Origin of the sequence: Streptomyces sp. NBC_00286, assembly GCF_036173125.1 — a bacterium.
In the GTDB taxonomy this organism is placed as follows: Bacteria; Actinomycetota; Actinomycetes; order Streptomycetales; family Streptomycetaceae; genus Streptomyces.
Genome location: NZ_CP108054.1, coordinates 219991 through 241522 on the forward strand (window position 1 = coordinate 219991; position 21532 = coordinate 241522).

At 70.2% G+C, this 21532-nt stretch carries 22 protein-coding genes; 11 read left to right on the forward strand and 11 right to left on the reverse strand.

Annotated features, from left to right (window positions below):
- Positions 1–45: 45 nt before the first annotated feature.
- Entirely contained in the window at positions 46–642 is a 597-nt protein-coding gene (locus OHT21_RS01105; RefSeq protein WP_328766207.1) for a TetR/AcrR family transcriptional regulator, read from the forward strand.
- Between the two features lie 11 nt (positions 643–653).
- A complete protein-coding gene (locus OHT21_RS01110) occupies positions 654–1226 on the forward strand; it encodes a DUF4865 family protein (protein ID WP_328766208.1) in 573 nt (190 codons plus the stop codon).
- On the opposite strand, the gene OHT21_RS01115 is transcribed toward OHT21_RS01110, so the two are convergent.
- Positions 1223–2692, reverse strand: coding sequence for a ketol-acid reductoisomerase (locus OHT21_RS01115; protein ID WP_328766209.1), 1470 nt, complete (start codon positions 2690–2692; stop codon positions 1223–1225). The two genes, OHT21_RS01110 and OHT21_RS01115, sit on opposite strands and share 4 nt — an antisense overlap.
- 88 nt (positions 2693–2780) lie before the next feature.
- Here OHT21_RS01115 and ilvY point away from each other — a divergent pair, with 88 nt between their 5' ends.
- On the forward strand, positions 2781–3638 hold the full coding sequence (gene ilvY, locus OHT21_RS01120) for an HTH-type transcriptional activator IlvY (protein WP_328766210.1): 858 nt from the start codon (positions 2781–2783) through the stop codon (positions 3636–3638).
- Here the strand turns inward: ilvY and OHT21_RS01125 are convergent.
- Together OHT21_RS01125 and OHT21_RS01130 are read right to left on the reverse strand one after the other, a co-directional pair.
- Positions 3625–4866: an ROK family protein gene (locus OHT21_RS01125; protein ID WP_328766211.1), complete on the reverse strand. Its 1242-nt coding sequence runs from the start codon at positions 4864–4866 to the stop codon at positions 3625–3627. The genes ilvY and OHT21_RS01125 overlap by 14 nt on opposite strands.
- Before the next feature lie 40 nt (positions 4867–4906).
- Positions 4907–5569 carry an alpha-ketoglutarate-dependent dioxygenase AlkB family protein gene (locus OHT21_RS01130; protein WP_328766212.1) on the reverse strand — a complete coding sequence of 221 codons (663 nt, stop codon included), beginning with the start codon at positions 5567–5569 and terminating at the stop codon, positions 4907–4909.
- Positions 5570–5648: 79 nt separating this feature from the next.
- Between OHT21_RS01130 and OHT21_RS01135 the strand changes: the two genes are divergently transcribed.
- Entirely contained in the window at positions 5649–6809 is a 1161-nt protein-coding gene (locus tag OHT21_RS01135) for a methyltransferase (protein WP_328766213.1), read from the forward strand.
- Here OHT21_RS01135 and OHT21_RS01140 read toward each other — a convergent pair.
- From OHT21_RS01140 to OHT21_RS01150, 3 genes are all read right to left on the reverse strand, one after another.
- On the reverse strand, positions 6799–7593 hold the full coding sequence (locus OHT21_RS01140; protein ID WP_328766214.1) for an AraC family transcriptional regulator: 795 nt from the start codon (positions 7591–7593) through the stop codon (positions 6799–6801). The two genes, OHT21_RS01135 and OHT21_RS01140, sit on opposite strands and share 11 nt — an antisense overlap.
- A gap of 72 nt (positions 7594–7665) precedes the next feature.
- Entirely contained in the window at positions 7666–8520 is an 855-nt protein-coding gene (locus OHT21_RS01145) for a class II fructose-bisphosphate aldolase (RefSeq protein WP_328766215.1), read from the reverse strand.
- Between the two features lie 34 nt (positions 8521–8554).
- Complete coding sequence (locus OHT21_RS01150; protein ID WP_328773928.1) at positions 8555–9439, reverse strand: SIS domain-containing protein; 885 nt, start codon at positions 9437–9439, stop codon at positions 8555–8557.
- A gap of 216 nt (positions 9440–9655) precedes the next feature.
- Between OHT21_RS01150 and OHT21_RS01155 the strand changes: the two genes are divergently transcribed.
- The 4 genes from OHT21_RS01155 (at position 9656) to OHT21_RS01170 (ending at position 13380) form a co-directional block, all read left to right on the forward strand.
- Positions 9656–10252 (forward strand): TetR/AcrR family transcriptional regulator, encoded by a 597-nt coding sequence (locus OHT21_RS01155; RefSeq protein WP_328766216.1) that lies wholly within the window; start codon positions 9656–9658, stop codon positions 10250–10252.
- Between the two features lie 109 nt (positions 10253–10361).
- Positions 10362–11594: an amino acid deaminase/aldolase gene (locus OHT21_RS01160; RefSeq protein ID WP_328766218.1), complete on the forward strand. Its 1233-nt coding sequence runs from the start codon at positions 10362–10364 to the stop codon at positions 11592–11594.
- 55 nt (positions 11595–11649) lie between these two features.
- Positions 11650–12993, forward strand: a complete 1344-nt coding sequence (locus tag OHT21_RS01165) for a D-arabinono-1,4-lactone oxidase (RefSeq protein WP_328766219.1) — start codon at positions 11650–11652, stop codon at positions 12991–12993.
- Positions 12994–13062: 69 nt separating this feature from the next.
- Positions 13063–13380 carry an antibiotic biosynthesis monooxygenase family protein gene (locus OHT21_RS01170; RefSeq protein ID WP_328766220.1) on the forward strand — a complete coding sequence of 106 codons (318 nt, stop codon included), beginning with the start codon at positions 13063–13065 and terminating at the stop codon, positions 13378–13380.
- Between the two features lie 69 nt (positions 13381–13449).
- Here the strand turns inward: OHT21_RS01170 and OHT21_RS01175 are convergent, their stop codons facing one another.
- The 3 genes from OHT21_RS01175 to OHT21_RS01185 form a co-directional block, all read right to left on the reverse strand.
- Positions 13450–14007 (reverse strand): hypothetical protein, encoded by a 558-nt coding sequence (locus OHT21_RS01175; protein ID WP_328773929.1) that lies wholly within the window; start codon positions 14005–14007, stop codon positions 13450–13452.
- A 192-nt stretch (positions 14008–14199) separates the two neighbouring features.
- The gene (locus tag OHT21_RS01180; protein WP_443050609.1) at positions 14200–15138 is read right to left on the reverse strand and encodes a pectate lyase family protein; all 939 of its coding nucleotides are present in this window, start codon (positions 15136–15138) and stop codon (positions 14200–14202) included.
- Between the two features lie 302 nt (positions 15139–15440).
- On the reverse strand, positions 15441–15875 hold the full coding sequence (locus tag OHT21_RS01185) for a helix-turn-helix domain-containing protein (protein ID WP_328766222.1): 435 nt from the start codon (positions 15873–15875) through the stop codon (positions 15441–15443).
- Between the two features lie 74 nt (positions 15876–15949).
- Between OHT21_RS01185 and OHT21_RS01190 the strand changes: the two genes are divergently transcribed.
- From OHT21_RS01190 to OHT21_RS01200, 3 genes are all read left to right on the forward strand, one after another.
- The gene (locus OHT21_RS01190; protein WP_328766223.1) at positions 15950–16816 is read left to right on the forward strand and encodes a class I SAM-dependent methyltransferase; all 867 of its coding nucleotides are present in this window, start codon (positions 15950–15952) and stop codon (positions 16814–16816) included.
- Between the two features lie 259 nt (positions 16817–17075).
- The gene (locus tag OHT21_RS01195; RefSeq protein WP_328766224.1) at positions 17076–17777 is read left to right on the forward strand and encodes a ThuA domain-containing protein; all 702 of its coding nucleotides are present in this window, start codon (positions 17076–17078) and stop codon (positions 17775–17777) included.
- Complete coding sequence (locus OHT21_RS01200; RefSeq protein WP_328766225.1) at positions 17756–18868, forward strand: Gfo/Idh/MocA family protein; 1113 nt, start codon at positions 17756–17758, stop codon at positions 18866–18868. The genes OHT21_RS01195 and OHT21_RS01200 overlap by 22 nt, the downstream gene beginning before the upstream one ends.
- Before the next feature lie 39 nt (positions 18869–18907).
- Here OHT21_RS01200 and OHT21_RS01205 read toward each other — a convergent pair whose 3' ends face one another.
- Positions 18908–20386: a glutamate--cysteine ligase gene (locus OHT21_RS01205; RefSeq protein ID WP_328766226.1), complete on the reverse strand. Its 1479-nt coding sequence runs from the start codon at positions 20384–20386 to the stop codon at positions 18908–18910.
- 133 nt (positions 20387–20519) lie between these two features.
- Entirely contained in the window at positions 20520–21479 is a 960-nt protein-coding gene (locus tag OHT21_RS01210) for a PDR/VanB family oxidoreductase (protein ID WP_328766227.1), read from the reverse strand.
- Between the last annotated feature and the right edge of the window lie 53 nt (positions 21480–21532).

A 21532-nucleotide genomic window follows, 5' to 3' on the forward strand; every position in this document is an offset into this window, starting at 1 on the left:
TCAGGCGTCTCGACTTCTGTAACTACTAGTATGTACAGTGCGTGCATGAGCACGTCGGAGCGTCTGATCGAGGCCACCCGTGGGCTGCTGTGGGAGCGCGGTTATGTGGGCACCAGCCCCAAGGCCATCCTGGAGCGCGCGGGCGCCGGCCAAGGCAGCATGTACCACCACTTCAAGGGAAAGCAGGACCTCGCCCTGGCCGCGATCCGGAAGACCGCCGAGGAGATGCGGGCTACCGCCGCGGGAGTACTCGACGGGCCTGGCACGCCGTACGAGCGCATCGAGGCGTATCTGCGGCGGGAGCGCGATGTGCTGCGCGGCTGTCCCATAGGGCGGCTCACGATGGACCCCGACGTGACTGCCAGTGCGGAGCTGCGCGCTCCGGTCGACGAGACGCTCGACTGGCTGCGTGAGCGGATCGCGCGGATCGTCGAAGAGGGCCAGGAACAGGGCCAGTTCGCGCCCTCGCTGGACGGCGAGGAGATCGGGGCGGCCGTCGTCGCGACCGTCCAGGGCGGTTATGTGCTGGCCCGCGCGTCCGGTTCACCCGTGGCGTTCGACGCGGGTGTACGAGGGCTGCTGTCACTGCTCGGGACCGCCGCCCCGAAAGACCGTCCCGCCCGTCCCGCCCGTCCCGCCTGAGGAGGCACTCGTTGCACGCCATGCAGTACGCGCTCACTCTGCCCGCCGACTACGACATGACCGTCATCCGCGACCGGGTCGCCCGCAGGGGGCATCTGCTCGACGACTGGGAGGGCCTCGGCGTCAAGACGTACCTGATACGCGAGCGTGGTGTGCACGGATCTCCGGTGAACCAGTACGCCCCGTTCTATCTGTGGAACACGGTGGCGGGCATGAACTCCTTTCTCTGGGGCGGCGGTTTCCAGGGGATCGCCGATGACTTCGGCAGGCCGCAGGTCCGGCAGTGGACGGGGCTGACGTACGAGGAGGGCGTCGCCGCCCACTCCCCCGCTCGCGTCGCGGTGCTGCGGCGCCAACCTGCGGCGGACGGCGTGCCGTTGGCCGAGATCGCGGAGGAGGCCGTATGCGAGACCGGTCGGCTGGCCGGGGAGGACGGCGCGCTGCTCGCGGCGGCTGCCGTGGACACCAGCCGTTGGGAACTCGTCCACTTCTCCCTCTGGGAACACGCCACGCCCAAGGCCGACGGCGACGCGTACGAGGTGCTGCATATGTCGGCGCCGGGGCGGGATCGATTGCGTACCTAGACCACGGCGATGTCCACGGACGGCCGGAGTTTCGCCGCCGCGGCCAGCGCCTCGTGTGCCGGGTTCGTGGTGAAGGTGTTCAACAGGGCCTGGTCCGCGGGGTTTTCGGAGGCGGGAAAGGCGATCTGCTCGTACGCCGCCTGGAAGCGTGGGCCCCAGCGGCGGGCGCCCAGGCGGGCTGTGCGGGAGCAGTTGTCGACCATGTACGCGACGTGGCGGGCGTGCATGTAGGGCAGCAGTGAGTCGACGGCCTCGATGACCGACTCGTTGACGATCTCCGACCAGGGGTGGCCGCGTTCGGCGAACTCGTCGATCTGGGCTGTCATGGTGGCGATGAAGACGCCTGCCGTGAACGGGTCGACAGGCAGCGCGCGTTGGGCTCGCCGGGCGCGTACCTCTTCGCCCGCCGCCCACATGGGCGAGCCGCCGATCTCGGTCATCGGGCGGGTGCCGAGGCGCTGTTCGGCGAGGATCACGCTGCGCAGTTCGGTGCCGTCGGCGACCTCGTCGTAGATCTCGGCGATGAGGTCGCGGGCGGGGCCGTACGTCGCCGTGTACGCGCGGTCGAAGGTGTCCCGCCCCGCCGGGTCGAGGTTCTCGCGCACCGCCCGCAGTCCGGAGCCTGAGATGGTGCGGGCGATCGGGCCGGTGACGTTCTCGCAGGACCGTTCGTACGCCGTCACCGGGTCGTCACCGGCGAGGCGGAAGCGCGCGTACAGGCTCTCGACGATGCCGTGGACGGCGCCGAGCAGGATGGCGCGCTCGCCGACGATGTCGGAGCGGTACTCGCTGTCCAGGGTGGTGTGGAAGGTGTACGGGGAGCCGAGCGCGACCGACCAGCCGAGCGCACGGTCGACGGCGTGACCGTCGGGGTCTGCGTGCACGGCGAAACTGCTGTTGATTCCGGCACCGTTGACCTCCGCGCCCTGCAGATACAGCCGTCGCACCGAGTCGCCCATGCCCTTGGGGCAGACGGCGATCACGCCGTGCCCGACCGGGAACTCGCCGCCGGTTTCCCGGAGATGACCGAGCAGGAAGCCATGTGACAGGCAGATCGTGGCGCCGGGCTTCAGCGCCGCGAACAGCTCCTGGTGGTGGGCTGCGAGCGCGGCGTCCGCGATCAGCAGGATCACCAGGTCGCTCTCGGCGGTGACGGCGAGCCAGTCGCCGAGCGTGCCGTCCGCCTCGGTGAACCCGTGCGCGCGGGCGTCGGCGGCCGAGGCGGAACCGGGGCGAAGTCCGACGGCGACGCGGATGTCCGTACCGGCGAGGGAGTCCCTCAAGTTGCTTGCCTGGGCGCGGCCTTGAGGGCCCCAGCCGATGACGCCGATGCGGTGGACGCCCGCGAAGGCCTTCGGCAGCAGAGGGAAGAGATGGCGGCCGCCGCGCAGGATCGTCTCGGTGCCGCCGGGGACGGTCATGGTTTCGAGGGGGAAGACGGTGGACGCGTACGTCATCGAGGTCATGGTCGAGTTGTAGGCTCCGGCTGCGTGTTGCGGCAAGCGCAACTTGTGCAGCGGGGTGTTGCGTGAGATGAAAGGCACAGGTGAGGGCATGCTCGATGACCATCGTGAGCTGCGGCTGTTCCTGCATCTGGCGCAGACACTGAACTTCGGCCGGACGAGTCTGGACTGTCATGTCAGTCCCGCGACGCTGACCCGTACCGTGCAGCGCCTCGAGGCCGGGCTCGGCCACCGGCTCTTCGACCGTGGCCCGCGCGGGGTGTCGCTGACGGCGGAGGGGCACCGCTTCCGCGCGTACGCGATGGAGGCGCTGGAGTTGTGGCGCACGTACCGCGAGGAGCATCCGGATCCGGCCGAACTCACCGGCAGGCTCGCCTTGTTCGCGACGGTGACGGCCTGTCAGGCGCTGCTGCCCGATCTCCTCGCACCCTTTCGCACCGCACGTCCCCAGGTACGCCTCGACCTGCGCACCGGCGACGCGGCAGCCGCGCTCGCCCGGCTCGACGAGGGCGAGGTCGACGCGGCGGTCGCGGGCATTCCGGCGAGACTGCCGGGTCCGCTGGTCAGCCGGACGGTGGCGGTCACCGAGCTGGTCTTTGTCACGGCCCGCGACCGTGCGGACGACGGGCTCGGGCTCGACGGGCCGTTCGTGCTGCCCCACCGCGGACTGGTGCGCGAGGCGGCCGACCGCTGGTTTCGCACGCGGGGCCTCACGCCCGAGGTGGCGGCCGAACCCGACGGCCATGAAGGGCTGTTGACACTGGTCGCGCTGGGCTGCGGCACCGGTGTCGTACCCCGTCTCGTGCTCGAGCACAGTGCGGTGCGCGACCGGCTGGCCGTGCTTCCCGCCACTCCCCCGCCTGAGCGGTTCCCGATCGGCCTGTGCGTACGACGCGCCGATCTGCGGCGGCCGTTGGTGTCGGCGCTGTGGAGCCTTACCGGGGTGTGAGCGCGGCGAGCGGGTCGTCGAGCACCGGCTGCCAGGCCAACTCTGCCGCTCCCACCAGGCTGTTGTGGTCGAGCGTGCAGGGGAGAATCGGTACGCCGCCGCTCTGGCCCCACAGGCTGCGGTCGGCGACGACGGCGCGCAGGCGTTCCGGGTCGGCGTCGAGGAGGGTGCGGTGGAGTCCGCCGAGGATGATGCGGTCTGGGTTGAGGATGTTGACCAGCCCGGCAAGTCCCAGGCCCAGTCGGTCGATCAGTGTCTCGGTGGCCGTGCGGACGGCCGGGTCGGTGTAGTGGTCGCGGATCAGATCGTTCGCTTCCTGGAGGAGCGAGACCTCGGAGCCGGGGTCGCGACCCGCCGCGGTGAGGAAGGCGAGGGGGTCCGCCTCGACGTCCAGGCAGCCTCGGCTGCCGCAGTGGCAGGGGCGGCCCTCGGGGTTGACCGTGAGGTGGCCGACTTCGAGTGCCAGGCCCGAACTGCCCGTGTGCAGGCGGCCGTTGAGGACGAGCGCGCCGCCCACGCCGCGGTGTCCGGTGGCCACACACAGCAGGTCGCGGGCGCCGCGGCCCGCGCCGTGGCGGTGTTCGGCGAGCGCGGCGAGGTTGACGTCGTTGGCGGCGAAGGCGGGGCCGGTGATTCCGGCCGCGTGGATCCGCTCCGCGAAGATCTCCCGTACGGGTGCGCCCGCCGGCCAGGCCAGATGGAGCGGGTTGAGGGCGGTGCCCTCGGGTTCGGCGACGGCGGAGGGCACGGCGAGTCCGGCGCCCACGCAGTAACGTCCGGTCTGGTGGAGGAGCTGGGCGCCCGCGTCGACGACCGAGCCGAGCACCTTCGCCGGGTCGGCGTCGACGATCTCGCAGCCCGGCGTGGTCGCGACGATACGGCCGCCGAGCCCGACCAGCGCCGCGCGGAAACCGTCGGCGTGCACCTGGGCGGCGAGGGCGACAGGACCGTCCTCGGCGACCCGGAGCCGGTGCGAGGGCCGCCCCTGCGAACCGGCGGCGGCGCCGGGGCGGGCGTCGACCCGGATCAGCCCGAGCGCCTCCAGCTCCGCGGCCACCGCGCCCGCCGTCGCCCGCGTGACCCCCAGTTCGGCGGTGAGCACGGCCCGCGTCGGCGCGCGTCCCGTGTGTACGAGCTCCAGCGCGGGCCCGAGCGCGCCGCGTCCGCGGTCGAGCCGGGTCCTCGTGGTTCCTTCTCCCGCTGCTCGGGGGGTCGGCTTGCCGTTCATGAGGGCGAGTCTCCCATGATCCGCTCCGCAAGGTGCCCGGCTAGAAGCCGCTGGCCCGCAGCGTGACGTTGAGTCTGCCTGTCAGGCCGAGTTCCGGGGGCGCGGTGCCCGGGTGCACGCGCGGTACGCCGTGGTACGCGAGCCGGGCGGGGCCACCGAAGACGAAGAGGTCGCCGCTGCGCAGTTCCACGTCGGTGTAAGGGCGCGTACGGGACTGAGTGTTGCCGAAGCGGAAGACGCAGGTGTCGCCGAGGCTCAGAGACACCACCGGGGCGTCGGACTTCTCGTCGCTGTCGCGGTGCATGCCCATGCGGGCGTCGGCGTCGTAGAAGTTGATCAGGGCGATGTCGTACGGAGCTGTCGGCTCGCCCTCGAAAGCCTCGTCGCCCCCGAAGGCATCGGCCACCGCGCGACGGCCGAGCTCGCCCAGCCACTCCGGGAACGGCTTCACGGGCGAGCCGTCGCCATCGACGACCGTGCGCGCGTACCCGTACGGATACCAGTGCCAGCCGAGACAGACCTGCCGCGACGTCATCGTGCCGCCGCCGGGTGTGTGGACCGTGCGCAGACCGGCGGGTGGGCGCGCCCAGTCGCGGCAGGCTTCGAGCAGTTCGCGCTGGCGTCCGGCGTCCAGCCAGTTCGGCACATGCACCGCGCCCGGCGCGACCTCCGTACGACTCCGGGGAAACAGCTCGGCGTTCATGGCTCCATGGTCGCGCACTGCTCGGAGACGTACGGGCGAAAAACGTCATGAGCTGCGGCTCCGCTAGCCTGGGCGCACGATGACCGAGCGTATGGCGAAACCATGGGGCGAGTACGAGCTGGCCCGTTTTCCCGAGGACCCCCGTGAGCGGCTGCGCGCCTGGGACGCCTCCGACACGTATCTGCTGACGCATCTCGCGGAACTCAGGGAGCGGGGGCAGTCGCTGGACGGAACCGTCGTCGTGGTGGGCGACCGCTGGGGCGCCCTCGTCACCGCCCTTCACTCGCTGCGGCCGACGCAGATCACGGAATCGTTCCTCGCCCAGGAGGCGACCCGCGCGAATCTGGCACGAGGCGGAGTCGACACGGACTCGGTGCGCCTGCTCACCGCCCAGGATCCGCCGCCCGACCGGATCGACGTGCTCTTGATCCGCGTACCCAAGAGCCTCGCGCTCCTGGAGGACCAGTTGCTGCGTCTGGCACCCGGAGTGCACGAAGGGACGGTCGTCGTCGGTACCGGAATGGTCAAGGAGATCCACACCTCGACGCTGCGGCTGTTCGAGCGGATCCTCGGCCCGACCAGGACCTCCCTGGCCGAGAAGAAGGCCCGGCTGATCTTCTGCGAGCCGGACCCCGCGCTCATCCGGCCGAAGAACCCCTGGCCGCACACCTACACCCTGCCCGACGGCATCGGTCCCGTCTCCGGCCGCACCGTCGTCAACCACGCGGGCGTCTTCTGCGCCGAGCGTCTCGACATCGGCACCCGGTTCTTCCTCCAGCATCTGCCGTACGGGCCCGGGGCTGGGCGTGTGGTGGACCTGGGCTGCGGCAATGGCGTGGTCGGTACGGCGATGGCGCTGGCCGACCCGGAGGCCGAGGTGCTGTTCGTGGACGAGTCGTACCAGGCGGTGGCCTCGGCGGAGGCGACGTACCGCGCCAACTCCGAAGGGGCCGTCGGCAAGGCGGAGTTCCGCGTCGGCGACGGGCTGACCGGCGTCCCGCCCGAGAGCGTCGACCTCGTGCTCAACAACCCGCCCTTCCACTCCCACCAGGCGACGACCGACGCAACGGCCTGGCGGATGTTCTCCGGGGCGCGCCGGTCACTGCGGCCGGGCGGCGAGCTGTGGGTGGTCGGCAACCGGCACCTCGGCTACCACGTGAAGCTGCGGCGCCTCTTCGGCAACAGCCAAGTCGTGGCCAGTGACGCGAAGTTCGTGGTCCTGAAGGCCGTCAAGAAGTAGCGCCGGAGGGGGACCCGGTCGCGCCGCGCAGGGCGCGTGGTGAGGCTCCCAGTTCGCGTCGACACGCCTTGTTGAAGGCCTGCAGGTCGGGGATGCCGACGGATGCGGCGACCGCCGGGATGGAGAGGGTCGAGGCGCGCAGCAGGTGGTGGGCCCGGTCCAGTCTGCGGCGTCGGACGTATGCGACGACCGTGCCGCCCGTCGTGGTGCGGAAGAGCCGGGTCAGGTGGTTGTGCGAGACGCCGGCGGCGTGGGCGACGGCTGGCACGGTGAGCGCGGCGGCCAGGTTCGCTTCGATGTACGCGATCGCAGCGGTGACGGCCGGGTGAGGGCCGGGGCGCCCGGCGGCGTCCGGGGTGAGGTGGGCGATGCGCCACAGGGCCGTCCAGATCTCGGCCCTGGTGCGTTCGGGCGCGCCGGGCACGGAGGCGATCGCTTGGAGCAACAGGCTGGTGAGCGTGGGGAGTTCGGGCCCGGCGTCCTGCATCACGGGGAGGGTGCGCGGCGATCCGGCGGGGGCGATGCGCAGATGCGCGTAGAGGTGTTCGGAGCGGCCCTGGTAGCGGAAACGGACCGTCGTGCCGGGCGGTACGAGGCTGACCCGGCCGGGGCGGACGGCGTGCGAGGTGCCGTCGACGATCAGCTCCGCTTCGTACTGGTACAGGTGAAGCTGCCATAGCTCGGGCAGCCGGAACACATCGGTACGGCTCGCGACGCCGTGCACACCGACGCCGGCGTTCACCACGACGGGCGGTTCTCCAAGGTGGACGTGCGTCTCCCGCATGGCGAAAAAATACCAGTGGTACCGAGCACGACCAGCCACTCGATCGGACTTCGTGGTGCTTCTGTGCTCAGCTCAGCCGGCTCGTACCACCCTCATGATCCGCGCCACCGCCACCGTCATCGCCTCGCGCGCCACCGTGAGGTACTGGCGCGAGTCCACCGCCTCGGGGTCTGCGGCGAGGAAGTCGCGGATCGCGCCCGTCATCGCGAGGTTCAGGGCTGTTCCGAAGTTGACCTTGGTGATTCCGCCGGTGACGGCTGCCGTCAGTTCGGTGTCCGGGAGGCCGGAGGAGCCGTGCAGGACGAGGGGGACGTCGAGGGTGGCGGCAAGTCGTTTGAGGAGGGCGTGGTCGAGGGCGGCAGTGCGGGTGGTCATGGCGTGGACGCTGCCGATCGCCACGGCGAGGGCGTCCACGCCGGAGTCGGCGACGAAGGCGCGTGCCTCGGCGGGATCCGTCCGGGCGGCGGGGGCATGGGCGTCCAGCCGTGGTCGGCCATTCTTGCCGCTGACCTCTCCCAACTCGGCCTCGATCCATAGCCCTTGGTCATGGGCCCAGCGGGCTGCGGTCCGCGTGGCGGTGAGATTCTCGGCGTATGGCAGCCGCGAGGCGTCGTACATCACGGAGCTGAATCCGGCGTCGGGTGCCTGTCGCAGCAGTCCGTCGCTCTGTACGTGGTCGAGGTGCAACGCGACGGGTACGGAGGCCTGTTCGGCCGCCGCGGTGGCGGCGCGGGCCAGCGGGAGCAGTCGTCCGCGGCGGAACTTCACGGCGTTCTCGCTGACTTGGAGGATGACGGGGGCGTTCACGGATTCGGCGCCGGCGACGACGGCTTCGACATGCTCCAGCGTGATGATGTTGAACGCGGCGACAGCGGTGCCTTCCGTGGCCGCCCGGCTGACCAGCTCACCGGTTGCTGCGAGGGGCACGGCTTCTCCCTTCCGTCTGACGGGGATCGCCGGTTCACGGCGTAGTGAGGATGACCGAGCGGGTGAGGTGGCGCGGCTGGTCGGGGTCGAGGCCGCAGGCCGCGGCGACGGCCACGGCGAGTCGCTGGGCTCGGACGAGTTCGGCGAGCGGGTCGAGGCCACCCTCGACCCACAACCCGCCCGTGGCCCGCACCTGTTCGGCCAGACCGTCCGGCGCCTCGCCGAGCATCCAGGTCGCGGTTCCGGCGGAGGTGATGCTGATCGGGCCGTGCCGGTACTCCATCGCCGGGTAGGCCTCGGTCCAGGCCAGGGCGGCCTCGCGCATCTTGAGCCCGGCCTCGTTCGCGAGCCCCACGCTCCAGCCGCGGCCCAGGAACGTGAACTGCGCGCAGTCGACGAGCCCTTCGGGCAGCGGCACCGACAGCGCGGTGCGGGCATCGGCGACGACGGACTCGGTGTGCAGGCCGAAGTGGGTCCGCAGCAGCGTGAGCGCGGTGGTGGCGAACCGGGTCTGCACCACGGACCGTTCGTCGGCGAAGTCGAGGACGATCACGTCATCCGCCGCCTCCATCACGGGAGTTCGCGGATCCGCGGTGATGGCGGCCGTGCGCGTACGCCCCTTCAGCCGGCCGAGCAGGTCGAGCACCTCGGTGGTGGTGCCGGAGCGGGTGAGGGCGAGGACGCGGTCGTACGTCCGCCCGTACGGGAACTCGGAGGCGGCGAAGGCGTCCGTCTCGCCCTGGCCCGCCTGCTCGCGCAGCGCCGCGGCCGCCTGCCCCATGAACCACGAGGTACCGCACCCCACGATCGCGACCCGCTCCCCCGCGGCGGGCAGCACGGCCGCGTGCTCCGCGGCCCGCTCGGCGGCCCGGACCCAGCACTCGGGCTGGCTGTTCAGCTCGTTCTCGACATGGCTCATGCCGTGCTCTCCCCGGATGGCCGAATGGCTGGCTGACATGGGTCCATCGTCGCGCACTGTTCGGGGACGGGCGGGCTGAGTGTTCTCGCGGGAGAGGCCGTGACCTGCCGCCTGCAGTGCGAGCACGCCGGCACCCCATATTGGTCGAGCGTCCAAGACAGGGCGCTAGCATCGTCGTACGCATCCACTCTCAAAGCTTGAAGGAGCGGCGACCGTATGGCTCGTATGGCAGCGAAGGACCGGCGGGAAGAGCTGATCGCCGCGGCGATCCGGGTCATGGTCCGCGACGGCGTCACCAAGGCCACGACACGCGCCATCGTGGGCGAAGCGGACATGCCGCTCGGTGTCTTCCACTACTGCTTCAACTCGCGCGAGGAGCTTCTGCAGGAGGTCATCACGCGCCTCACGGACAGCAGTGTCGCCAAGGCCAGGGACGTGTTCGCGGCGGAGGACGACGACCTCGGCGCTCGCGTCACCAAGACGCTGTTCACCTTCTGGGAGGGTGTGGAGCTCAGCCCGGGAGAGCACCAGGTGGGGTACGAACTCACCCACTACGCCCTGCGCCAGGCCGGGTTCGAGGAACTGGCCCGCCGGCAGTACGACCACTACCTGGAGGTCCACCAGGAGTTTCTGGTGGCGGCCGCCGAGAGCGCGGGGATCCGGTGGACCGTGCCCCTTCCCGTCCTGGCCCGCTATCTCAACTCGGTGCTGGACGGCGTGACGCTGTGCTGGCTGGCCGACCGCAACAGCGAGCACAGCCGCGAGGTGCTGCGCCTGGCGGGCGAGCACCTCATGACCCTCGCGGAGCGTTGACTTCGGCTGGCCGGGAGTGAGATGGTCGCCCGTACGAGTCAAGCGTCTTGTACGAGTGACCAACTCAGCCCGGGCAACCTAAGCCCCGCGCCAGCAGGGAGCCTCTGCAATGCAACAGACGGCATCGGCCGCCTCCGCCCTGGTCCCTCTGAACGAGGTCCGGATGGCCCAACTCGACCGCGCCACCAAGCACTTGGATCCGCCGTTCGCCGTGGTGGACCTGGACGCCTTCGACGCCAACGCCGCCGATCTGGCACACCGGACCGGCTCACGCGCCACCATCCGGCTGGCCAGCAAGTCGGTCCGCAGCCGCCATCTGATAGCGCGTGCGCTCGAGCGGGAGGGCTACCGCGGCATTCTGGCGTTCACCCTGCCCGAAGCCCTGTGGCTGGCTCGGGAGCACGAAGACGTGGTCATCGGCTATCCGACCACGGACCGCACCGCATTGCGGCAACTGGCGAAGGACGAGCGCGCGGCCTCACGCATCACACTCATGGTCGACTCCGTCAGCCAACTCGACTTCATGGACGACGTGTTGGGCTCGGTCCGACCGGACCTCCGCCTCTGCATCGACCTGGACGCCTCGCTGGAACTGGCCGGCGGACGCATCCACCTGGGCCCATACCGCTCCCCCGTGCACACCCCGGGACAGGCCGCGGAACTCGCCCGCGCGATCGTGGGCCGTCCCGGATTCCACCTCGCCGGGGTCATGTCCTACGAGGGCCAGATCGCCGGTCTCGGCGACAACCAGCCGGGGTCGCCCCTGAAGCGTGCCGCGCTCCGCGCCATGCAGCGCTTCTCGGCCCGGGAGCTGGCCGAACGGCGGGCAGCCACCATCGCCGCCGTCGAGGCCATACAGCCGCTGGAGTTCGTCAACGGCGGCGGCACCGGCTCCATCGAACAGACCGCGGCAGAGCAGGTGATCACCGAGGTCGGTGCGGGATCAGGTCTCTACGGGCCCGGACTGTTCGACTTCTACCGGCACTTCCGCCCGCGGCCCGCCGCCTTCTTCGTCATGCCGGTCGTACGCCGCCCTTCCCACCGGATCGCCACCGTCCTCGGCGGCGGCTGGGTCGCCTCCGGCCCGCACGGCAAGGACCGGCTGCCCACCCTGAGCTGGCCCCGGGGCCTGCGGATGAACCCCCTGGAGGGCGCGGGCGAGGTCCAGACACCGGTACTCGGCAAGGCCGCGTACGGACTGCGGCTCGGTGACCATGTGTGGTTCCGGCACGCCAAGGCGGGCGAGCTGTGCGAGCGCGTGAACACGCTCCAGCTGGTGGCGGGCGGGCAGGTCGTCGACCAGGTCCCGACGTACCGCGGTGAGGGACACGCCTTCCTCTGACCCGCCAACTCACCCAACCTGGCAGCCAGTTACGTAGCAAGCAGGAAGGAAGGTCGTGGAGACAACCCGCTACCGTACGCCCCGGGACAAGGCCCCCGAGCGCAGGAGCGTCTGGCGGAACTGGGACGGGAACGTCACCGTCCGCCCGGCACGCGTCACCGCTCCCGCGTCGGTCCAGGAGCTCCAGGTCGTCGTACGCGAGGCAGCCGAGGACGGCCTGACGGTGAAGCCCGTCGGCAGCGGCCACTCCTTCACCCCCGCCGCCGCGACCGACGGCGTGCTGATACGACCCGACAACCTCACCGGCATCCGCGCCATCGACCACGCGGCCGGCACCGTGACCGTGGCTGCGGGTACCCGGCTCGAGGTGCTGAACCTGGCCCTGGCCCGGGAGGGCCTGTCGCTCACGAACATGGGTGACATCATGGAGCAGACCGTCTCGGGCGCGATCAGTACCGGCACCCATGGCACGGGCCGCGAGTCGGCCTCGATCGCGGCACAGGTCCGCGGCCTTGAACTGGTCACCGCCGACGGCTCCTTGATCACCTGCTCGGAGACGGAGAACCCGGACGTCTTCGCGGCCGCCCGCATCGGACTGGGCGCCTTGGGAGTCGTCACCGCGGTCACCTTCGCCGTCGAACCGCTCTTCCTGCTCACGGCGCGCGAAGAACCGATGACCTTCGACCAGGCCACCGCCACCTTCGACGAACTCCACGCGGAGAACGAGCACTTCGAGTTCTACTGGTTCCCGCACACCGGCAACTGCAACACCAAGCGCAACAACCGCAGCGCGGGCCCGCCCGCCCCGGTGGGTCGGCTCAGCGGCTGGTTCGAGGACGAGTTCCTCTCCAACGGCGTCTACCAGGTGGCCAATTCGCTGGGCCGTGCCGTGCCCGCGACGATCCCGGCGATCGCGAAGATTTCCAGCCGGGCCCTTTCGGCTCGTACGTACACGGAAATCCCGTACAAGGTCTTCACCTCGCCGCGCCGGGTGCGCTTCACGGAGATGGAGTACGCCGTCCCGCGCGAGGCCCTGGTGGAGGCCCTGCGCGAACTGAAGGCCATGGTCGACCGCTCGGACCTGCGGATCAGTTTCCCCGTGGAGGTCCGCACGGCACCCGCGGACGACATCACGCTCTCCACGGCGTCCGGCCGCGAGAGCGCCTACATCGCCGTCCACGTGTACCGGGGCACGCCGTACGACCAGTACTTCTCGGCCGCGGAACGCATCTTCACCGCCCACGACGGCCGCCCGCACTGGGGCAAGCTGCATACGCGGGACGCCGGCTACTTCGCCGAGGCGTACCCGCGCTTCGCGGAGTTCACGGCCCTGCGCGACCGCCTCGATCCCGACCGGCGGTTCGGCAATGCCTACCTGCGCCGGGTGCTGGGCGACTGATGCGGTGACACGGGTCGACGGGGCGGGGCCGCCCGCCGCTGCCGGGGTTCTGTGGGGCAGGATGGCCCCATGAGCATCGTCAAGATCAACGTCCTCACCGTGCCGGCCGAGCAGCGCGAGACTCTGGAGAAGCGGTTCGCCTCGCGGGCCGGGCTCGTCGAGAGTGCCGACGGGTTCGAGTGGTTCGAGCTTCTCCGCCCGGTCGACGGCACGGACAACTACCTCGTCTACACCCGGTGGCGTGACGAGGAGTCGTTCCAGGCCTGGATGGAGGGTTCGATGAAGGAAGCGCACCAGGGCGGGAGCGACCGTCCCAAGCCGGCTGCCTCCGGGTCGACCGTGTGGACCATGGAGGTCCTGCAGCAGGCTGAACCGAAGGCCGGCTGACCGTTTTCCCGGCGACGTGCTTGGGAGCGGAGGCCGCTCCCAAGCACCGGCCTCTTGGGCCACGTACCGTCACAGACCGTCGCGGACCATGGCGGCGACGATGTGGACGTGCCGGTCGGCCGCCGTGTTCGAGAACTCGTTCTCGTAGTTCAGTCCGTACGGCCAGAAGTGGCCGCCGCCGGTGGACAGTTTGGCGCCCGAACCGTCGTACTGCCTGACCAGTGCCGTGGCCTGCGCGCCGGTCCAGGTGCCGCTGCCGGCGAGACGGGACCAGCCCGAGCTCGTCCCCACGCCGATGGTGTGGGCGATCTCGTGCAGGGCGGTCCGCTGGGTCATGTAGCTGCGGTTGCTGCCGAAGCGGATGGTTCCGTTGATGTTGCCGTCGGCGGTGGGCACGCCCGGCTCGTAGCGGACCCTGATGTTCTTGCCGAGGTCGCTGAGGTTGTTGTAGCGGGCCACCGCGGCGTTCATGGCGGCCGTGATGCGGTTGTAGGCGTCCTGCTGGTCCGCGGTGGGGTTGCTCGCCCGCTCGAGGCTCCAGGTCATGCCGGCCGCCGCCACCCGTTCCTGCGTGGGTGCCGGTGCGGCTTGCGGGGCGGCCTGCGCGACGCCGGGCCCGGCCAGCATGGCGGCTGCCAGCGCGGCCACGGCCAGCTTGTTGCGCCGGGGTATGGATGGTCTCTTGGTGAGCACCAGTGTCCGTCTGCGGCTCATGGAAGGGTCCTCCTGTGGGGGTGAGCCGTCGCTGTGGGGCTGACGGCGGATCAGTCCGTCCGTCTCGCTGCGGACGGAATGTCGTGGGGTGGCGAGCTCAGGCGCTCAGCCACCGGTCTTTCCGACGCCCGCCCCGGCCCGTACCAGCGAGGGAACGTCGGCAGCGGGGTCCAGCGCGTACGAGTAGTAGGTGCGCGGTTCGATCACGGTGCCGTTGGTCTCGCACGTACCGGAGCCGGTGAAGGTGTTGTTGCGCTGGACCAGTCGGCCCGGGCCCGACTCGTCGTATCCGCTCGCGGAGTAGCAGGGGTACTCGACGCCTTCGAAGTGGTTGCCCTCGACCAGCACGCCCGCGTTCATGGTCGACGCGACGCCGTAGATGGCGTTGCCCTTGTAGTAGTTGTTGTAGACGTGCACGGGTTCGCCGAACCGCACGCGCGGATGCCGCTGACGTGAGCCGTCGAAGAAATTGTGGTGGATGGAGACCTTCAACTTGCCTGTGTCCTGGCCGCCGTTGCTGTCGGAGTGGCCGAGCAGCATGCTCTTGTCGGTTTTGTTGAACCGGTTCCACGACACGGTGACGTACTCGGAGCCGCGAACGATGTCGATCGCCCCGTCGACGGCCCCGACGAACTCGTTGTGGTCGATCCAGATGTGGTGGGACTCCTGGCCGACGTTGACGGCGTCGTCCTCGGCGTTGGTGAACTTGATGTTCCGCACGATGACGTTGTGCGAGCGGTAGAAGTCCAGGCCACCGCCGTTGATGACGGCTGACGAACCGACTCCGACGATGGTCTTGTTCGGGCGCACGCCCTGCTTGCTGGTGATGTCGATGGTGCCCTGAACCTGGATGACCAGCGGACCGGTCGTGTCGATGTACTCCAGGAACTGCTTTGTGCTGGTGGCGGTGACGGTCGGGCCGCCGGCGCCGCCGGTGGTGCCGTTCTGGCCGAGTGTGTTGACCGCGGCGAAGCCGGTGGGCGGGGTCTCAGCCACTGGCGTCGACGTCTGCGCGGTGGCACTGCCGCTGCCTGCGGGCATCATGGTCGCGCCGAGCAACAGGGCGAGAGCGAGAGCGGGGACGCCGCGTGCGGTGCCTAACTGGCGCTTCCATGCGGGCGTCTTCGGGAACGACGCCGTCTTGCGGTTCCTCGAGTGCATGTCGGCACTCTCCCGTCAGGAGATGCACCCCGCGCTTCGGGTGCGCGGAGGCGTAAATGCAGAGGCTCGAGCAGAGAGAAAGCGCTTTCCAAGATTTCGTGAATGCTAATCAGGTGTTTTGAGCATGTCAACTGATCGGCGGAGCCATGTCAGGCTGTGCGGAGCCGGGCACAGGCGGCGGGGCATCACGGTGCCCCCGGGGCTCGCCTCCCGGGCATCGCAACGGGGCGGGACGCGGCGGCCTTGAGGAGGCGGCGGAATGTGGGGCATTCCATGTGGCTCGGAGCGGGGCAGTCAGCGGCGTGCCGCAGGGAGTCGCGCAGGACGCCCAGTTCGCGGATCTTCCTGTCCAGCTCCTCCGCCTTGGCCGCGAGCATCTGCCGGTCGATACGCGGCTGTCCGTCCGGCGCGAACATGCGCGCGATCTCTTCGAGCGAGAACCCGGCCGTGCGCCCCAACGCGATCAGCGCCAGGCGCTCCAGTACACCGGGATCGTACTGACGGCGCAGGCCCCGCCTGCCCGACGAGGCGATCAGCCCCTTCTCCTCGTAGAACCGCAGCGTCGAGGCGGGCACCCCGGCGCGCTGCGCCACCTCCGCGATGTCCAGTTCCTCCGCCATACCCTTGACCTCAAGTCGACTTGAAGTAGCACGCTTTCACCTCGCCCCGATGTGGACAAGCCCAGGAGACGACCATGGACGCCACGCGCAAGACCGATGACGAACAGGCAGCCCGTTGGAGCGGGCCCGCCGGCAACGCCTGGGTCGATGCACAGGCAGTGATGGACGAGCTGCTCAGGCCGTTTGAAGAGCTCCTCGTCGAAGCGATGTCCGTCGGACCCGGAGCTCACGTTCTCGACGTGGGCTGCGGCACCGGCAGCACCACAGTGACCGTCGCACGACGGCTCGGTCCGGCGGGTCGCTGCGTCGGCGTCGACATTTCCGATCCGATGCTCAGCGCCGCCCGGGTGCGTGCCGAGGAAGCCGGTACACCGGCGTCGTTCATCCACGCCGACGCAGAGGACCACGCATTCGGCAGCGGCGTTTTCGACGCCGTCATTTCGCGCTTCGGCGTCATGTTCTTCAACGACTCCGTCCGGGCCTTCTCGAATCTACGGCGCGCCGCGAAGGACGAAGCCGAGCTCCGGTTCATCACCTGGCGCGGCCCCGCCGAGAATCCGTTCATGACGACGGCCGAACGCGCCGCGGCACCGTTCCTGCCGGATCTGCCCGCCCGGAAGCCGGACGAGCCGGGGCAGTTCGCCTTCGCGGACCCGGACCGGATTCACCGCATCCTGACGGAGAGCGGCTGGGCCGGTATCGACATCCGGCCGGTCGACGTGGCCTGCACCCTGCCCGAGAAAGAGCTGGTCGGCTACTTCACCCGGTTCGGTCCCGTCGGCCTGGCCCTGCGGGAGGGGGACGAGCGGACCCGCGCGCAGGTCGTCGAAACGGTCCGTGCCGCGTTCGAGACCTATGTGCGGGGCTCGGATGTCTGCTTCACCGCGGCCTGTTGGATGGTGGGCGCCCGGGCTTCTTCCGCGTCGACCGCTCCGGAGTAGGGCGCGCGGTCCGATGCTCACCACGGGGTGGGAGGCGTCAGGGTCACTCGCGCTGCACGATCGGGCAGGTGGACTCTTCAGGCCCATCCGGTCCGTCGGATCCGGTCCCGTCGGGTTCGGTCGCGTCGGGTTCGGTCGCGTCAGTCCCATCGGGTCCGTTCCGGTCGTCGAAACTTTCGTGTTGTCCGGCGCCCCTTTCGGGGTCGTGGGCGGCTGAAGGATAGTGATGGCGCTGTCTACGGCCTCATGAAGGGACAAGATGACGCGGAAGAAAGCCCTGGTCGTCAGAGGCGGATGGGAGGGGCACCAGCCGGTCAAGGCCACGGAGCTGTTTCTGCCTTTCCTCGAGAGCAATGGATACACCGTCCGGGTCGAGGAGTCGACCGACGTCTACGCCGACACCGCCGAGATGGCCGGCACCGACCTCGTCGTGCAGTGCATCACCATGTCGGAGATCGCCCCCGAGCAGCTCGCGGGACTGAGTGCGGCAGTCGTGGCGGGCACCGGCTTCACCGGCTGGCACGGCGGCATCGCCGACTCCTTCCGCGCCTCCTCCGACTATCTCCACCTGGTGGGAGGCCAGTTCGCCACGCATCCGGGCAAGGAACCGTGCGAGCGACGCGGTGACGAGACGGACTACTACCAGCCGCACGCCATCAACATCACCGAGCTGGGCCGCGACCACCACATCACCGCGGGCATCGAGGACTTCGAGCTGGACACCGAGCAGTACTGGGTGCTCCACGACGACCTCATCGAGGTCCTGGCCACCACCACCCATCCCGCCCAGCCGTGGCAGCCCTGGCACCGGCCGGTCACCACGCCGGCGATCTGGACCCGCCGTTGGGGCGCCGGACGCGTCGTGGTGACGACACCGGGCCACAGCCTCGACGTACTCGAGAACCCCAACGTCCGCACCATCATCGAAAGGGGCATGCTGTGGGCGACGCGCACCGCATAGGCGTCGTAGGTCTCGGAGTCATCTCCCGCGCGTACCTGGACACGCTCATCGGCCATCCCGCCGTGCAGGTCACCGCGGTCGCCGACCTCGACGCCTCCCGGTCGGCCGCGGTCGCCGCCGAACTGCCCGGCGTCCAGGCGCTGTCCGTCGAGGAGTTGCTGAGCAGCCCGGACGTGGACACGGTGCTGAACCTCACCGTGCCCGCAGCTCATGCCGAGATCGCCCTCGGTGCGATCGGCTACGGCAAGAACGTATACGGAGAGAAGCCGCTGGCCGCGACCCTGCCCGAGGCCCGTGCCGTCATGGAGGCCGCCGCGCGGGCGGGTGTCGGTGTGGGGTGCGCGCCGGACACCGTCCTGGGCACCGGAATTCAGACGGCGCGGGCGGCGGTGGCAGCGGGGAGCATCGGGCGCCCGTTGTTCGCTTCGGCCGTCATGGTCACCCCGGGGCACGAACGCTGGCACCCGCACCCCGACTTCTACTACACCGCCGGGGGCGGCCCTCTGCTGGACATGGGTCCGTACTACCTGGCGTCGCTCGTTCACCTGCTGGGGCCGGTGCGTGCCGTGACCGGGGCGGCCGGGCGGCTGCGCGGCGAGCGCGTCATCGGTTCCGGGCCGCGTGCGGGCGAGCGGATACCGGTCGAGGTGGACAGTCATGTCTCCGGTGTGCTCGAGCACGTGAGCGGGGTCCTGACGACGATCACGACGAGCTTCGACGGTGTGGCCACCACGGCCGCGCCGATCGAGGTCCACGGCGAGACGGGGACCCTCGCGGTTCCGGATCCGAACGGTTTCGACGGCGCGGTGCGGCGCTTCGAACTCGGCGATACGCAGTGGCGCACGCTTCCGGCGTCGGCGGGGTACGTCGGTGGCGCGCGGGGCGTCGGACTGCTCGACTTCGTCTCCGCCGACGCGCAGCGGGCGCCTCGCGCGAACGGCGAACTCGCCCTGCATGTACTGGAGACGATGAGTGCCCTTCTCCGCTCGTCGGCCGAGGGGCGGCGGATCGAGCTGACGTCGGCGGCGGAGCCGCCCGTTCCCGTTCCGCTGACGGCTGCCGAGGAGTGGAGTGGGCTCGCCGCCTGGTGAAGCCGGGGGCTGAAGGCGACGGGCTGAGGGCGACGGGCGTCAGTCCACGGGCCATGTGTGGGCGGGCGCGTTCATGTGCATGTAGTCGATGTACGTCGTGGTCATCTGCCGCAGCGCCTCCCCCCGGTCGGAGGTGCCGGCCTTCTCCAGGTGGTGGACCATCTCCGCCTGCCACAAGGCGCCGTTTCGAGCCGTCACGCAGCGCTGCTCGATGATCCCCAGCAGGGGTTCGCGCCACTCCGCGTCCATGCCGGTCAGCTCGAGGCCGCGGTGGGCCAGGGGTAGCAGGCGCCGCAACACCAGTTCCGTAACGGGCACTTCGCCGACGCCGGGCCAGTAGAGGCGGGCGTCGATGCCGTCGCGGGCCGCGGTGTGCAGGTTCTCCTCGGCGACCGAGAAGGACATCCGCGTCCACACCGGCCGGTCCTCGTCGACCAGGGCGCGGGTCAGGCCGTAGTAGAAGGCGCCGTTGGCGATGATGTCGGCCACGGTGGGGCCGGCTGGCAGGACGCGGTTCTCGATGCGCAGATGGGGCCGGCCTTTGGTGACGGCGTAGACGGGGCGGTTCCAGCGGTAGATGGTGCCGTTGTGCAGCGTCAGTTCGCCCAGTTGCGGGATGCCTCCGCCGTCGAGCGCCTGCTGTGGGTCCTCGTCGTCGCACAGGGGCAGCAGCGCCGGGTAGTAGCGCACGTTCTCCTCGAAGAGGTCGAAGACGCTGGTGATCCAGCGCTCACCGAACCACACGCGGGGTCGTACCCCCTGGGCCTTGATCTCCTCGGGGCGGGTGTCGGTGGCCTGCTCGAACAGGGGGATACGGGTCTCGCGCCACAGCTCCCTGCCGAACAGGAAAGGCGAGTTCGCCGCCAGGGCGATCTGTACGCCAGCGATGGCCTGGGCCGCGTTCCAGTAGTCCGCGAACTGCTTCGGGTCGACCTGCAGGTGGAACTGGGTGCTGGTGCAGGCCGCCTCGGGGGTGATGGCGTCGGCGTACATCGACAGGCGCTCCACGCCGTCCACTCTGATCCGCAGGTCCTCGCCGCGTGCCGCGAAGATCTGCTCGTTGAGCAGGCGGTAGCGCGGATCGCCGGACAGGGCGCTCTCGCCGACGTCGCTCTCCCCCAGGGTCGGGAGAATGCCGATCATGATCAAGTGCGCGCCCACGGCGGAGGCGCGTTCCTCGGCGTGGTTGAGTGCGTCGCGGATCTCCTGTTCCCAGTCGCCGGGGCCGCCGGCCGTCAGCTGCCGGGGCGGGATGTTGATCTCCAGGTTGAAGCGGCCCAGTTCGCTCGCCCAGGCGGGGTCGGCGATCGCCTGGAGGACCTCGGTGTTCCGCATCACCGGCCGACCGTCGGCGTCCACCAGGTTGAGCTCGATCTCCAGCCCGACCTGGGGGCGCTCGCTCTCGAAAGCCGACTCCCGCAACATCTGCGTCAGCACATCGAGGCAGGTGTGCATCTTCTCCCGGTACCGACGGCGGTCCTCCCGCGTGAACACCAGGGCCGGCACATCACGTCCCATCGTGGCCCTCCCGAGTTCCCTCGGCGGATGCCTCTTGTCCCCCTAGGGTCGCACTTCGGGCGGAACTCGGACAGTCAGCGAACGGTGGCGGTTCCGCGGTACCGAGTGAGCAGGCGGTGCCGTGCCGGGCCGGTTACAGGTCGAGTACGAGGCGAGGCCCGCATGAGCGGGAGACGCAGATGAGCATGGTGTCGCCGGTGGCCTGCTCGTCCTCACTGAGCAGGGAGTCGCGGTGGTCGGGCGTGCCGTCGAGTACGTCGGTCTCGCAGGTGCCGCAGGTGCCTTCGCGGCAGGAGAAGTCCACGTCGACGCCTGCCTCCTCCAGGGATTCGAGCACCGAGCGGTCGGGCGGCACGGTGAGAGTGAGCCCGGCGCGTGCGAGCACCACCTCGAAGGCCGCGGCGGGGCGGGCATCGGCTGCCTGCACCGGGGCGAACCGCTCGATGCCCAGCGTGCCGGCCGGCCAGTCGGCGCACTGCTCCTGTGCCGCGCGCAGCAGGGGTTCGGGGCCACAGGCGTGCACCAGGGTGCTCTCCTCGGGTGAGCCGAGAAAAGCTGCGAGGTCCAGCAGGCCGTACTCGTCCTGTGGGCGGACGAGCACACGGTCCCCGTAGGGCGTGAGTCGGTCCAGGAACGCCATGGAGGTGCGGGTGCGGCCGCCGTACAGCAGACGCCAGTCGGCCCCGGCAGCCTCGGCGGCCTCGACCATCGGCAGGATCGGTGTGATGCCGACGCCGCCGGCGATGAACAGATGGCGTGAGGCCGGCCGCAGCGGAAAGTTGTTCCGCGGCCCGCGGACGCGCACGGCGGTGCCTTCCGGCAGGTGGTCGTGGACGTACGCGGAGCCGCCCCGGCCCTGCGGCTCACGCAGGACGGCGATGCGCCACGCGTCCGGTTCGGCGGGGTCCCCGCACAGCGAGTACTGGCGGATCAGGCCGCCGTCCAGGAGCAGATCGATGTGCGCTCCCGGCGTCCAGGGCTGGAGCGGCCGGCCGTCGGGGCGGCGCAGCGTGAGGGAGACGACGCCGTCGGCGACGTGGGTACGGGTCGCCACGACGAGGGTCTGCTCGTCCAGGGGCAGCTGGTCGGTCATGTGGGTCAACCTGGTCTAGTACGGATGTGGGGATGGACGCGGGTGGGAGGTGC

Coding starts and splice junctions, on each gene's coding strand:
- OHT21_RS01105 (WP_328766207.1), top strand. CDS start 46: ATGAGCACGTCGGAGCGTCTGATCGAGGCCACCCGTGGGCTGCTGTGG.
- OHT21_RS01115 (WP_328766209.1), bottom strand. CDS start 2,692: ATGACCTCGATGACGTACGCGTCCACCGTCTTCCCCCTCGAAACCATG.
- ilvY (WP_328766210.1), top strand. CDS start 2,781: ATGCTCGATGACCATCGTGAGCTGCGGCTGTTCCTGCATCTGGCGCAG.
- OHT21_RS01125 (WP_328766211.1), bottom strand. CDS start 4,866: ATGAACGGCAAGCCGACCCCCCGAGCAGCGGGAGAAGGAACCACGAGG.
- OHT21_RS01130 (WP_328766212.1), bottom strand. CDS start 5,569: ATGAACGCCGAGCTGTTTCCCCGGAGTCGTACGGAGGTCGCGCCGGGC.
- OHT21_RS01135 (WP_328766213.1), top strand. CDS start 5,649: ATGACCGAGCGTATGGCGAAACCATGGGGCGAGTACGAGCTGGCCCGT.
- OHT21_RS01140 (WP_328766214.1), bottom strand. CDS start 7,593: ATGCGGGAGACGCACGTCCACCTTGGAGAACCGCCCGTCGTGGTGAAC.
- OHT21_RS01150 (WP_328773928.1), bottom strand. CDS start 9,439: ATGAGCCATGTCGAGAACGAGCTGAACAGCCAGCCCGAGTGCTGGGTC.
- OHT21_RS01155 (WP_328766216.1), top strand. CDS start 9,656: ATGGCTCGTATGGCAGCGAAGGACCGGCGGGAAGAGCTGATCGCCGCG.
- OHT21_RS01160 (WP_328766218.1), top strand. CDS start 10,362: ATGCAACAGACGGCATCGGCCGCCTCCGCCCTGGTCCCTCTGAACGAG.
- OHT21_RS01170 (WP_328766220.1), top strand. CDS start 13,063: ATGAGCATCGTCAAGATCAACGTCCTCACCGTGCCGGCCGAGCAGCGC.
- OHT21_RS01175 (WP_328773929.1), bottom strand. CDS start 14,007: ATGCTGGCCGGGCCCGGCGTCGCGCAGGCCGCCCCGCAAGCCGCACCG.
- OHT21_RS01180 (WP_443050609.1), bottom strand. CDS start 15,138: ATGATGCCCGCAGGCAGCGGCAGTGCCACCGCGCAGACGTCGACGCCA.
- OHT21_RS01185 (WP_328766222.1), bottom strand. CDS start 15,875: ATGGCGGAGGAACTGGACATCGCGGAGGTGGCGCAGCGCGCCGGGGTG.
- OHT21_RS01190 (WP_328766223.1), top strand. CDS start 15,950: ATGGACGCCACGCGCAAGACCGATGACGAACAGGCAGCCCGTTGGAGC.
- OHT21_RS01195 (WP_328766224.1), top strand. CDS start 17,076: ATGACGCGGAAGAAAGCCCTGGTCGTCAGAGGCGGATGGGAGGGGCAC.
- OHT21_RS01205 (WP_328766226.1), bottom strand. CDS start 20,386: ATGGGACGTGATGTGCCGGCCCTGGTGTTCACGCGGGAGGACCGCCGT.
- OHT21_RS01210 (WP_328766227.1), bottom strand. CDS start 21,479: ATGACCGACCAGCTGCCCCTGGACGAGCAGACCCTCGTCGTGGCGACC.